Annotated in this window: 11 protein-coding genes and 1 tRNA gene; 8 read left to right on the top strand and 4 right to left on the bottom strand. The window is 63.4% G+C overall.

The window, feature by feature from the left end:
- Positions 1 to 14: 14 nt before the first annotated feature.
- Complete coding sequence (locus J2W94_RS04055) at positions 15 to 1,514, bottom strand: transglutaminase-like domain-containing protein (protein WP_430540538.1); 1,500 nt, start codon at positions 1,512 to 1,514, stop codon at positions 15 to 17.
- Positions 1,515 to 1,831: 317 nt separating this feature from the next.
- On the opposite strand from J2W94_RS04055, the gene J2W94_RS04050 reads away from it, so the two are divergent.
- The 5 genes from J2W94_RS04050 to J2W94_RS04030 all read left to right on the top strand — a co-directional run bounded on the left by J2W94_RS04050 (position 1,832) and on the right by J2W94_RS04030 (position 7,416).
- Positions 1,832 to 3,247, top strand: a complete 1,416-nt coding sequence (locus J2W94_RS04050; protein ID WP_310090422.1) for an SH3 domain-containing protein — start codon at positions 1,832 to 1,834, stop codon at positions 3,245 to 3,247.
- A 39-nt stretch (positions 3,248 to 3,286) separates the two neighbouring features.
- A complete protein-coding gene (locus J2W94_RS04045) occupies positions 3,287 to 4,381 on the top strand; it encodes a dipeptide epimerase (protein WP_310090421.1) in 1,095 nt (364 codons plus the stop codon).
- A 7-nt stretch (positions 4,382 to 4,388) separates the two neighbouring features.
- Positions 4,389 to 5,237: a MurR/RpiR family transcriptional regulator gene (locus J2W94_RS04040; RefSeq protein WP_310090419.1), complete on the top strand. Its 849-nt coding sequence runs from the start codon at positions 4,389 to 4,391 to the stop codon at positions 5,235 to 5,237.
- Between the two features lie 248 nt (positions 5,238 to 5,485).
- Positions 5,486 to 6,175, top strand: a complete 690-nt coding sequence (locus J2W94_RS04035) for a L,D-transpeptidase family protein (RefSeq protein ID WP_310090417.1) — start codon at positions 5,486 to 5,488, stop codon at positions 6,173 to 6,175.
- Positions 6,172 to 7,416, top strand: coding sequence for a dicarboxylate/amino acid:cation symporter (locus tag J2W94_RS04030; protein WP_310090415.1), 1,245 nt, complete (start codon positions 6,172 to 6,174; stop codon positions 7,414 to 7,416). Before J2W94_RS04035 ends, J2W94_RS04030 begins: the two co-directional genes overlap by 4 nt.
- Before the next feature lie 134 nt (positions 7,417 to 7,550).
- Here J2W94_RS04030 and J2W94_RS04025 read toward each other — a convergent pair whose 3' ends face one another.
- Entirely contained in the window at positions 7,551 to 8,627 is a 1,077-nt protein-coding gene (locus tag J2W94_RS04025) for a serine hydrolase domain-containing protein (protein ID WP_310090414.1), read from the bottom strand.
- A 242-nt stretch (positions 8,628 to 8,869) separates the two neighbouring features.
- Here J2W94_RS04025 and J2W94_RS04020 point away from each other — a divergent pair, with 242 nt between their 5' ends.
- A complete protein-coding gene (locus tag J2W94_RS04020; RefSeq protein ID WP_310090413.1) occupies positions 8,870 to 9,043 on the top strand; it encodes a hypothetical protein in 174 nt (57 codons plus the stop codon).
- A 47-nt stretch (positions 9,044 to 9,090) separates the two neighbouring features.
- Here J2W94_RS04020 and J2W94_RS04015 read toward each other — a convergent pair.
- Positions 9,091 to 9,177, bottom strand: a tRNA-Leu gene (locus J2W94_RS04015).
- Between the two features lie 132 nt (positions 9,178 to 9,309).
- Here J2W94_RS04015 and J2W94_RS04010 point away from each other — a divergent pair.
- Positions 9,310 to 10,071: a 4'-phosphopantetheinyl transferase family protein gene (locus tag J2W94_RS04010; RefSeq protein ID WP_310090412.1), complete on the top strand. Its 762-nt coding sequence runs from the start codon at positions 9,310 to 9,312 to the stop codon at positions 10,069 to 10,071.
- Between the two features lie 31 nt (positions 10,072 to 10,102).
- Here the strand turns inward: J2W94_RS04010 and J2W94_RS04005 are convergent, their stop codons facing one another.
- Complete coding sequence (locus J2W94_RS04005; RefSeq protein ID WP_310090411.1) at positions 10,103 to 10,939, bottom strand: alpha/beta fold hydrolase; 837 nt, start codon at positions 10,937 to 10,939, stop codon at positions 10,103 to 10,105.
- 94 nt (positions 10,940 to 11,033) lie between these two features.
- Between J2W94_RS04005 and J2W94_RS04000 the strand changes: the two genes are divergently transcribed.
- A complete protein-coding gene (locus J2W94_RS04000) occupies positions 11,034 to 11,858 on the top strand; it encodes an alpha/beta fold hydrolase (RefSeq protein ID WP_310090410.1) in 825 nt (274 codons plus the stop codon).
- The last annotated feature ends 6 nt before the right edge of the window (positions 11,859 to 11,864 follow it).

Below are 11,864 nucleotides of genomic sequence, written 5' to 3'. Positions count from 1 at the left end.
TGGTTCCCGCCCGGCTATTCGGCGCTGCTCTTCAGCGGCAGCATTTTCCATTCGAATCCGTAATCCCATTGATCGAAATAGAGGTTGCCGCCCCTCCATTCCGCTTCCCCGCGCTGCAGATCCACCGTCTCCGAACGGAAGTGCCGCTTTGCCGGGACCAAGTCCCTCGAGTAGTCGTCGTTGAAAGCGATGCGATACGCGTCCTGCCCACCCAGGTAGAAGCCCGCGATCTGCGGGTCCGCATCGTCAAGACGACCGGTGGTGACGTCCATCGGCACCCACCCGTACGGCGCCAGGTAAAGCGCGCCCCAATCGTGCAGGTTGTCGTAATCGCCGTCGGAATAAACCATGCCGGACTGCCAACGCGCGGGAATGCCGTTGAGGCGCAGCAGCGTGATCAGCAGCAGAGTCTGCTGCCCGCAGTCCGCGTGACCCGCATGCAACGCGTAGTCGCTGATGTTGGTGATGGTCGAATACTCGCGCGCGCCCGCCCAGGGGATTTTGTCCACGGCCGCATAGAGCTTCTGCGCGATGCGGTAAGGATTCTTCTCGTCGCCGACCACCTTGCGGGAAAACTCGCGGATCGCCGGAGTGAACACCACATGCGGAGACCGCTCGGCCACGAAAGGCGCCAGTTCGGCAGTGAGCGGCGCCGCGACCACCCGATCGGGATCGATGGCGTGGTATTGACCGCGGATGGTCAGCTCATAAGTGATGGAGAACGCCGTCGGCGTACCCGCGACCGCGGGCTTCTCCAGGTACACCGTACGCTGCAGCGCCGATTCCGGAGCGATGCTGTGCGCCAGGGGCGCGCTTTCGATGAAACGGATGTTTTCCTGCTGCCCCGCTATCGCACGCGGATAGGGAATCCAGGCGCGCACCGTTTCGCCCGCAGGCACCGCGTCGGCATCAACGGTCAGCGACTGGGTGACGCGGATCCGGCGCGTGCCGGCGTCGGCATCGGCATCGGCATGTTCCAACGCCGCGTCCCGGACTTCGCGATGATGCGCGTTGGCCGACTCCATCGGCCCGTCGACGAAAGGCGTCTGCACCTTTCGCCGCGCCCTGGCCTCGACGCTGATCCGGAACAGGTTGGACGGCGCACGACTGAAATACAGTTTGCGTCCATCGATCACCTGGTGCTCGATCAGTCCGGCGGCATCCCAGCGGGCGAATTCTTCGTCGCGCAGATCCGGTATTTTCTCGCGCACCCGTGCTTTGGCCGTCGGCTCATCCAGAGTGAAGTCCAGCAGGATCCGCCGCATGCGTTCGCGCTGGAACTCGAGCGCCGCTCTGCCCTCCGCAGAAAGATCGTCAGCAGCAAGACCCTTGGCGATCGACGATTCGGCATCGGCGAATCGCCCCGCGTCCACCAGCGTGATCGCTTCCGCCAGGCTGCCATCGGCGTCCTGCGACATCGCCGGTCCGGTCAACAGCAAGGCCAATGCGAACGCCGCAGCGACGCCTCTCCAGCCGGGTCGTTCGACCAATGCACTGAGGGACAACCGGGCCATTCGGGTCGCGACGCCTCTGCGGTTTCTGACAGGAAGATGACTGTCTAACACGCAGAATCCCGCCCGTCAATAATTTATTCTTCAAAGATGTGCTATAAGAATCAGGTATTCCATCACGCCGGGCATCGACCGGTACCGGCCAAGGGGGAAGGAATGATCCGCACGGTCTGGCCCAATCCAGCGACGGCACTAGTGGCCCCGAGCCATGGTCTCCCACTGGCGTTCTGCCGGCGCTACCGCGCTATATCCTCGGCACCGGTTCCGGTCTGCTGATGGCACCGTTCTTTTCCTATCCGGCTTCAGCGTGAAGGTGAACCATGCGAATCCATCGTCCGATCCTCGTTGCCGCCGCGCTGCTGCTGTGCGGCGCGTACCTAACGCCGACGCAAGCGCGTGAACTCCCTCCGCCGTCTCCGGGGACCGTCCCGCCGCATGGCGTAGTCGGCATGTCGGAAGCGCAGCTTTCTCCGGATTTCTGGGTGGACAGGCTCAAGCAGCCGAATCGCGTCGTCCTGAGTTCCAAGGCCATCGCCGCGCAGAACGAAAAACTGTTCCGCCTCGACAGTTCCATGAACGACTTGCGAGCCTTGCCGGAAACGACGAAGAAGGAAGATGTCGTCGCCTCCATCAGCGAGCTGTCCGCCCTGCCCGATGAGTCTTTGTACGATGAGGAAGGCAAGCCCGTGCCCACCGGCACGTTGCGGCAGCTGGTGCAGTCGTTGGATCTGGATGCGATCCCGGAACAAGTGACCATTCGCTACGGACTGGCGCTGAAGCGAACGGCGTTGCGCAAATTCCCGACCGAGCTGCGCGTCTTCAGCAGACAGGGAGATACCGACATCGACCGTTTCCAGGAAAGCGCGCTGTTTCCCGGAACGCCGGTGGCCATCTCGCACCGCAGCCGGGACGGCAAATGGCTATGGGTGGCGAGCCCCAACTACAAGGCGTGGGTGCTTGCGCGGGACATCGTGACCGGCGCGAAAGCGGCGGTGTTCGGACACGCGGAAAAAACCCCTTACCGCATCGTCCTGGGCGCCAAGGTCTCCACCGTCTTCACCCGCGAACAGCCGCAGCTTTCCGAGCTGCAACTGGATATGGGCGTACGCGTGCCCTTGGCCAGCGTCGCCTCCGATGCGCTGGTCAACGGCCAGCATTCCTATACTTCCTGGGTGGTCGAACTCCCGGTGCGCGACGCCAACGGAACGCTCGCCTTCGCCCCCGCGCTGTTGCAGAAGAACCAGGACACCGCCGCCGCGTATCTGCCGCTTACGCGCGCCAATCTCATCCGCCAGGCGTTCAAGTTCCTCGGCGAACGGTATGGGTGGGGCCATTCCTACAACGGCCGCGACTGCAGCGGATTCGTTTCCGAGGTCTACCGCAGCATGGGCGTGGAATTGCCGCGCAACACCAGCGACCAGAGCATCAGCCCGGCGCTCAACCATACGACTTTCGGCAAGGACGACGGACCCGGCCCGCGCCGGGCGGCGGTCGATACGCTGCAGGTGGGCGACCTGATCTACATCCCCGGCCACGTGATGATGATGATAGGCCGCATCGACGGCGCGCCTTACGTGATCCACGACACCAATGGCGGCTCGTTCCTGGACGCGGACGGAAACATGCGCTCCATGCACCTCAACGCCGTCTCGGTCACGCCTTTGCTGCCGTTACGGTTCAATGAGAAGAATACCTACGTCGACCGCATCACCAGCATCGTCCGCATCCGTCCCTGAGACGAACCCTAGAATCGGCCAAGAGCACAAGAACCGACCATGAAAATAACTGACATCAAATTCGGCATGCTGCGGGTTCCGCTGAAGACGCCGTTCAAGACCGCCTTGCGCACGGTGGACCGCGTGGAGGACATCGTGATCATGGTGCATACCGACAGCGGCCATATCGGTTACGGCGAAGCCCCGGCCACCGCGGTGATCACCGGCGACACCCACGGCTCCATCGTCGACGCCATCCGCCACTACATCTCGCCGCGCCTGATCGGCGAAGACATCGCCAATCTCAACCGTCTGACCCAGTTGATCCAGAACGCGATGGAGAAGAACTCCAGCGCCAAGGCGGCGGTCGAGATCGCGATCTACGATCTGTTCGGCCAACTCTACGGCGCCCCGCTCTACAAGTTGCTGGGCGGCGGCGACCCGGTCATCACCACCGACATCACCATCAGCGTCGACTACATCGACAAGATGGTGGCCGATTCCATCGCCGCGGTGGATCGGGGCTTCGAATCGTTGAAGATCAAGGTCGGCAAGGACATCGGGGTGGACATCGAACGGGTCAAGGCGATCTACGCGGCGGTGGAAGACCGCGCCCTGCTGCGACTGGACGCCAACCAGGGCTGGACCGCGAAGCAGGCGGTCTATGCGCTGCAGACCCTGGAGGATGCCGGCGTGCGGCTGGAGCTGGTCGAGCAACCGGTGAAGGCGCACGACTTGGAAGGCATGCGCTACGTGACCGAGCGCGTGCACACGCCGATCATGGCCGACGAAAGCGTGTTCGGCCCGATGGAGGTGGTGGAACTGATCCGCATGCGCGCGGCGGACATCATCAACATCAAGCTGATGAAGACCGGCGGCATCTCCAACGCCATCCGCATCGCCGACATCGCCGCCATGCACGGCATCGAATGCATGATCGGCTGCATGCTGGAGACCAGCATCAGCGTCGCCGCCGCGGTGCACGTGGCCGTGGCCAAGGCCGACATCATCACCAAGGTCGATCTGGACGGGCCCTCGCTTTGCCTGTTCAATCCGGTGGAGGGAGGCGTGATCTTCAACGAGTCCGAAATCACCATCACCGATGCGCCCGGCCTGGGCATCCGCGAGATCCGCGGCCTTGAACTCATCGAGTAAATCCGACATGTCGCCACTGGTGAAAATCCGCTCCGAGCGCGATCAGATGTCGGCGATCGAGCGCCGCATCGCCGACTTCATTTTGGAGAACGCGCAGCTGCTCCGCGACTATTCCTCCCAACAGCTGGCCACCGCGCTGCGCATCAGCCAATCCAGCGTGGTCAAGTTCAGCCAGAAGCTCGGCTTCAAGGGCTATCCCGACCTCAAGTATTCGATCGGCGAAGCGGTGGCGCGCGCGGAGAGCGGCGACGACGCGGTGGTGGCGGCGGCGGCGATCCAGGACCCCAACGGGGCCAGCGGCAGCCAGTTGTGGCGCCGAAAATCCGAAGCCGAGGAAGAAACCCGCCTGATCAATCCGCCCGACGCGGTGCGCGCGGTCGCCGACGCGCTCGGCAATGCGGGCAAGGTCTTCATCATCGGTCTGGGCGAGGACGACATCCACGCACGGGCGTTCGCATGGAGGCTTTCGCTGCTGGGAATCCTCACCGTGCACAACTTCGACACCGCGCACATGATCGCCAGCGTATCGGCGGCCAACGCCGGCGACGCGCTGCTGGTGTTCTGCGAGGACGGCAAGCAGACCGCGCTTTCGCAGATCTGCCAGCAGTTCCGCAAGGCCAAGGGCAAGGTCATCACGGTGACTCGCCATACCTCCAACGCCCTGCGCGCCCATGCCGATCTGGCGCTGTTGGTCTCCGCGCACGACGAGCGTCCGCACATCGAGCCCCTTCTGTACCACTCCGCGCTGCAGCACCTGCTGGACGGCATCTACGTCATGCTCTGCGAAGGCAGCAAGAAGCGCTATGGAATACTGCAGGCGAACCTGGAACGGATCCAGCCGATGCTCAAACCATGAATGAAGGAATGGCCAGCTTGAACCCGATGCGAGAAATGACCAGCAGGGAAGGCCCGAACACCCCTTGCCCTGTCATCCCGAGCGTAGCGAGGGATCTGCTTTCCCCTGCAGAACAGCAGATCCCTCGCTACGCTCGGGATGACATCCGAGTCGTTCAATGGTCACCTAGAGAGCTGCTGGTATCGATCATCGCCCTTTCCGCGCTGGCGCTCGCGGGCTGCGCGCATCGTGGGTCTCCATCGGCCGACATGGAGTGGAAACGAGCCCGGCAGGCGGTAGTCGTGGTCACTCCTGACTGGAACGCCGACCACGGCACGCTGCATACCTACGAACGTTCGAATGGCGCCTGGCGCGAAGTGGGCGTGCGACAACCAGTGATGATCGGCCGCAAGGGCTCGGCCTGGGGAATAGGACTGCATCCCGGCGGGCTTCCAGGCCCGGTCAAGCAGGAAGGCGACGGCCGCAGCCCCGCTGGCGTCTTCGGCATCGGCGAGGCTTTTGGCTACGCGGAGAAAGGCCAGACCGCCCTGCCCTATGCCGCCATGCAGGCGTCGCACTACTGCATGGACGTAAGCGCCTCGCCGCTCTACAACCGGATCGTCGATGCGCGTAAGGTCGGCGCCGACGCGGTCGCCGGATCGACCGAACCGATGCGCCTGGATCTGCGTACGGCAGGCGACCAGCGCTACCGGCTGGGATTCGTGATCGAACACAACCCGCAAGCCCAACCCAACGCGGGCAGCTGCATTTTCGCCCATCTTTGGAAGCGTCCGGGCGACGCCACCGCCGGATGCACGGCGATGGCGGACTCGACCATGGACCGCTTGCAGGGCTGGCTGCGGCCTGACGGCCATCCTGTCTTCGTACTGATGCCCGCGGAGCAATACCACAACCTGCACGCGGGATGGAATCTGCCCTCACTGGACGAGCAACCATGAAGCCCACTACTCGCGTCATGCTCGGGCTCGCCTTTGGCGCCGTCATCGGACTGATGCTGGCCTGGTCGGACACCTCGCTGGCGACGAAGGTGGCGGCGACGGTGCAGCCGATCGGCAAGCTGTGGTTGAACGCGTTGCAGATGACGGTGGTGCCGCTGGTGCTGTCGCTGGTCATCATAGGAGTGACGACGGCGAGCGATACCGCATCGTCGGGCCGCACCGCGCGGCGCGCCTTGCTGGTGTTCGTGATACTGCTGAGTTTCGGTTCCTTTTTCACCGCTCTTGCCGCGCCGGCACTGCTGTCGCTGGTGCCGCGCGACCCTGCCCTGGCGCAAGCCTTGAGCGGTCCGACCGAAGCGGCCGCCGCCGTTGCGGCGTCCACGAGCTGGAGCTCTGCGCTGACGGCGATCATCCCGAGCAATGCGATCGCCGCCGCCGCCCAAAGCGCGATGTTGCCGCTGGTCGTGTTCGCGCTGTTCTTCGGCTTCGCGCTGACCCGGATAGAAAAACCGCGCCGCGATCTGGTGGTGGATTTCTTTCAGGCCATCGCCGACGCGATGATCGTGATCGTGAGGTGGGTGCTGTGGGCGGCGCCGGTAGGCGTGTTCGCGCTGGTGCTGGCGGTGTGCGCGCAATCCGGCTTGAGCATGGTCAGCGCGCTGGGGGTCTACATCCTGCTGCAATGCGTGCTCTATCTGGCGGTCACGGTGATGATGTTGCCGGTTGCGGTCTACTGGGGCGGCGAAGGAATCCGCAAGTTCGCTGCGGCGATTCTTCCGGCGCAGGTCGTGGCCGCCAGCACCCAGTCTTCGCTGGCTTCGCTGCCGGCCATGCTTGAAATCGCGCAACGGCGCCTGGGTTATTCGCCGCAGGTCACTGCGCTGGTCCTGCCGATGGCGGTTTCGCTGTTCCGGATCAACAGCCCGGTGCAGTACGTCAGCGCCGCCGCCTTCATTGCCTGGGCCTATGGCATCGACTTGTCCGCGGCGCAGCTTGCGACCGGTGCGGCGCTTGCGGTGATCATCAGTTGCGGCGCGGTGGGATTGCCGGGCCAGGTCAGCTACATGGCGACCAACCTGCCGGTCACGCAAGCCATGGGATTGCCGATCGCACCATTGGGCCTGTTGCTCGCCGTCGACACGATCCCCGATGTATTTGCCACGGTCGGCAATGTCACTGCCGATCTGGCCGCCACCAGTGTGGTGGCAACGCAATCCGGAAAGGAGCGTCCCAGCGATTGAACGCAAGTTTTGCAGCCGGAACACGTGGCGGCCGGGCAATCATTCCTGCGATATCGCCCTCTCCGAGGCGCATGTAGTCTCATTTGCGTGTTGTCGCCGTGCTGCTGTGGTGGATACGCTCACCCTATTCGCCACTACTGCCCGCCGACGATCACTTGCTTGGCAATCTTCGAGACAAATTCGTCCGTATCCGTGGTGTCGGTATTGCCCAGAAGGACCACGGTGACATCAGGTTCCAACACATGGAAGAGCTGGCTCTGCGCGCCCATGATGCGTCCCGGCCGCTTGACTGCGTGCACCTTGCGACCCTGCATTTTGGTGCCATACGACCATACGCCATAGCCGTAGTCGTCCAGCCCCGGCGAGATCATCGACGCACGGCTGGCGTCGCTGATCAGGCCCGAGCCGAATAAGGCATCTGAGAACTTCAGCAAGTCGTCGACCGTGGAATACATCGCGCCCGCCGCGTACCAGTTTTCCGGATAGACCGGCAGGTCGGCGGTGAGTTTTCCGCTGGAATCGCGCTGGAAGTAGGTTTCGGCCAGACCCTCGATGATGTCGCCCTGTCGCAACAGGCCGGTATGGTTCATACCCAGGGGACGCAGAATGTTTTCCTGGAGCAATTGCCCGTATTGCATGCCGGAAACCTGCTCGACGATCTTGCCGAGCACGATGTAGTCGCAGTTGTTGTAGTCGAACACGGCGCCTGGCACATGGACCGGTTTACCGCTGCAGAATTTAGAAAGCAGTTGGTCGCTGGTGTAGGGCGTCTGGTAAGTCGGCAACCCTTTGGTCAACGCCTCGGCCGCATCGGTTACGGTGTCGAAGTTGGGCAGCCCCGAAGTATGATTGAGCAGTTGATGCACAGTGATGCGGTCGCCGCCCTCGCCCGCGTAGTCGGGCAGATAGAACCGTATGGATCGCTGCAGGTCCAGCTTCCCCTGCTCCCGCAGTTGCAGCACCAGCACTGCCGTAAATGCCTTGGTGATTGACGCGATCTTGTAGGGCGTCTGCCGGGAAGTGGGTACTTTGAAGGCGAGACTGGCCAAGCCGAAGCTTCCCGCATATACGACATTGCCTTCTTCCTGCACCAGGATCGAACCGCTGAACCGGTGCTCCTTGGCGTAGGACTCCACAAAAGCACGGGGATCCGCGGCTTGCGCCATTGCGGGCACCATCAACAGCAGGGCGACGAACAGCCGGATTCTCATCGGTGGCCTCGATTTTCTGGAATGGAAGGAAACGGGGTTCGGGCGACCCCGCGCTGGAAACCTGATGCTGCAGCGTATCCGGCGTCCTCGCGCTTCAGTGTGGTAGAGCGACGAAACCGCAATTGGGGCGACAAACCCAAGCCAAGACGGGTCGAACAGGTCCTGACCGGAGAACAATCGCCCCGCAGTGTTCGCCACGATCCCTGCCCCATCTTCAGGGCAGCCTGCCCGATGCCATCTACATGACCTGCTGCATACCGATGCTGGTCGGCATACACCGCATCCGCCGCTATTTCATCGGACAAGAGAGACCCAGCAATGTGGCCATCGATTCGCTCGCGCCGAGCACCGGCAACGTCTATCCGATGGATGGCGGCAATTTGCGGCTTGAGCAGGATTTCTACGTCATTGCCTGACGCGTTGACAGCGACAGCGGACGGCCAGGGGTAAGAGTCTCGACCTTTGGTGCCCGGAGCCGGAATCGAACCGGCATGGGGTTGCCCCCGGCAGATTTTAAGTCTGATGCGTCTACCAATTTCGCCACCCGGGCGGGTCAGCTGCCCCGCCGTGGACGGGTAGAGAGAATGATACGGGCCGCCGACGAAAAACGCCCGTGATGGCAGGCGTATTCGTCGAACTTACCGCACATTGCCGGGATTTCTCGGTCCTATACACTGCGGCCATGCACGAACCCGCCCCCGGCATCCAGGTGTTCCTTGCCACGCCTGAGGCCCTTCTGGGTCCGCAGCCCATGCACGATGCCTTGCGATCCCTGGACGAACAGGACCGCTCGCATATCGCGCGCTTTCGCTTCCCACGCGACCGCGACCTCGCCGCCGCTTCCCGCTTGTTGCAACGCCTGGCCGTGGCCCACTGCGCGCGAATAGCGCCGGAGGCCGTAACCGATCTCCGCTTCTCCAGCGAACCAGGCGCTCGGCCCGTAGTGCTAGCGCCAGCGCTGGCACAGGCGTTCTTTTTCAGCGCGGCCAACACGCGCGGGATGGTGGCGTGCGCCGTCTCCGCGACCAACAACGTCGGCCTGGACGTGGAAGAGATCAAAGAAAAGCTGGCGCCGGAGTTGGTCGATCATTGCTGCACGGCGGACGAGCGAGCCGAACTCTGGTCCCTGCGCGAAGAAGAGCGTCGCAAGGCCTTCTTCCAACTCTGGACCCTGAAGGAGTCCTACCTGAAGGCGCGCGGCACCGGCTTGCAGGTTTCGCCGCATCTCATCGGTTTCCCCGGATCAGGGCGAAGCGCCACTCCCACTCTTCATGCCGACCCCACCACCGAGCCGCATCCTGCGCATTGGTATTTCCGGACGCTGGACGCAGGCCCAGGCCATGCCGCTGCGCTTTGCATCCATGGCGCGCTCGAACCACCAACCGTCGACGTGTGGCGGGTCCAATGGATTCAAGGCGAGTTGAAGCTTTTCGCGCAGGCCTGACCTGATCAGACCCTCAGAAGTGAAGTGGCGACTATGGTGCAGCCGCTTCCCACCGTTTGCACCAGCTGAGCACGCGCGCTTGCAGCGCAGCCTGCGCCGAGAGCTCGGTGAAGGTGTGGTTGGCATCGGGGAAATAGACGCAATCCACCTTGCCCTTCAATTCGGGAAACGCTTCGAACAACTGGTCTTCGTGGTTGTACCGCGCTCCGAGCACGCCGGAGTAGATCGCAAGAATGCGGATATCGCGCTGGACCAAGGCGTTCAACTGCCGGCGGTATTCCTCTATCGGCGGCAATTCCCGCCCGCCTTCGGCGACCGGCATCGACGAGCGTGTTTTGAAAAGCTTCGTGTTGAGAACCCTCGCACCGCGCCGCAAAGCCGCCAGCGCGACACGCATAGGCAAATGCAACCATGCCCGCCCTCCTTCCAGACGGCCTCGGGCATGCCGAAGTTTGGAGCCGGGGGTGGCGTACGCCGGAGGATCGACCAGCACCAGGCCGCGAATACGAGGATCGGCCTGGGCCGCCGCCAGCGCATTGTCCGCCCCCGAACAGACGCCGAACAGGATGAACCCGTTGGAATCTCCCTCGTCCACGAGACTGTCTAGCGTCGTCCTGATATCGGCTACGGAGCTTTCGCGGAACGTCATGCGGCCCGGCAGCGCGCGGCTGTCGCCGATGCCCGAAAGGTCCAGCCGTGCGACACGGTGCCCAGCGGCGGCGAGGCTGCGCGCGAGGTGCACGTGCAGGCGATGCGGCCCCACCCGGTGCAATACACCGGCGTTCAAAATCAATACGTTCGGCACTTTTTTGGGAGGCGACGGTTCGGAAACGATGGCGACCAGATTCTCCTCGTCGCCGAACCACACCACCCGTTCCGTCACCATCGCTTGCTCGAGCGACATCGGCCATCAACCTACGCAGGATCTGCGTGTATCGTACCCGCAGTCAGGGGGGCTATCGATGAAAGTGGACTACTTCGGTGCGAACGGCCGGAGCTTACTGGGCACGTTGCATTTCTCGCCGCGGCTGCATGCCGGCAGCGCCTCGGTAGTGCTGTGCAACCCCTTCGGCGAAGAAGCCGCCCGCGTGCACCGTGCCTATCGGGTATTGGCCGGCAAACTGCAGGAGGCCGGGTACGCCACCTTGCGCTTCGATTATTCCGGCACCGGCGACTCCTCCGGCGACGCAGCCGACTGCACGGTCGAAGCGTGGCTGGACGATTTGGAGGCCGCCATCGACGAATTGCGGCGCCAGTCGGGTAGTCCCCGCGTGGTCCTGGTGGGCTTGCGCTTCGGCGCTGCGCTGGCCGCCCTATGCGCGCAGCGCGAACATCTGCGGGTCGCGCACCTGGTGCTGTGGGACCCGGTAGTCCGAGGAGACCATTACCTGCAAGAACTGGCCGCAATGCACCGCGCCTACATGAACGAGGAACTGGGCCAGCGCTGGAAGGCCCCTTCGCCGAGCGACGGCGCCCGCTTTCCCACCGAAGCTTTGGGAATGCCGATCAGCGATGCCCTGGCCTCGCAGATGGCCGGCATCGATATCGCGGCCACCCTGCCGCGCGCGAACCACGTCACCGTCCTCAGCACCCGCGACTCGGCGGATATGCAGCGATTGCGCTCCCAGTGGCAGGCTTGTCCGGCCTTGCGCTGGATCGACGTTATAGGAGGGACTTCCTGGAATTCGGATGCGGCGCTGAACAGCGCGCTGGTGCCGGCCAAGGAAATCGCAACGATCGTGTCAGGGGTCACGGAATGCAGTCCACGAAGCCGGGGGGCGGACTGATTGGAG

This window comes from Pseudoxanthomonas sacheonensis (genome assembly GCF_031455975.1).
GTDB classification, from domain to species: domain Bacteria; phylum Pseudomonadota; class Gammaproteobacteria; order Xanthomonadales; family Xanthomonadaceae; genus Pseudoxanthomonas_A; species Pseudoxanthomonas_A sacheonensis_A.
Note: the sequence above shows the minus strand (reverse complement) of the source record. Positions and strands in the feature narration are given on the sequence as shown.

Coding starts and splice junctions, on each gene's coding strand:
- J2W94_RS04055 (WP_430540538.1), bottom strand. CDS start 1,514: ATGGCCCGGTTGTCCCTCAGTGCATTGGTCGAACGACCCGGCTGGAGA.
- J2W94_RS04010 (WP_310090412.1), top strand. CDS start 9,310: ATGCACGAACCCGCCCCCGGCATCCAGGTGTTCCTTGCCACGCCTGAG.
- J2W94_RS04050 (WP_310090422.1), top strand. CDS start 1,832: ATGCGAATCCATCGTCCGATCCTCGTTGCCGCCGCGCTGCTGCTGTGC.
- J2W94_RS04035 (WP_310090417.1), top strand. CDS start 5,486: ATGGAGTGGAAACGAGCCCGGCAGGCGGTAGTCGTGGTCACTCCTGAC.
- J2W94_RS04045 (WP_310090421.1), top strand. CDS start 3,287: ATGAAAATAACTGACATCAAATTCGGCATGCTGCGGGTTCCGCTGAAG.
- J2W94_RS04030 (WP_310090415.1), top strand. CDS start 6,172: ATGAAGCCCACTACTCGCGTCATGCTCGGGCTCGCCTTTGGCGCCGTC.
- J2W94_RS04040 (WP_310090419.1), top strand. CDS start 4,389: ATGTCGCCACTGGTGAAAATCCGCTCCGAGCGCGATCAGATGTCGGCG.
- J2W94_RS04000 (WP_310090410.1), top strand. CDS start 11,034: ATGAAAGTGGACTACTTCGGTGCGAACGGCCGGAGCTTACTGGGCACG.
- J2W94_RS04025 (WP_310090414.1), bottom strand. CDS start 8,627: ATGAGAATCCGGCTGTTCGTCGCCCTGCTGTTGATGGTGCCCGCAATG.
- J2W94_RS04020 (WP_310090413.1), top strand. CDS start 8,870: ATGACCTGCTGCATACCGATGCTGGTCGGCATACACCGCATCCGCCGC.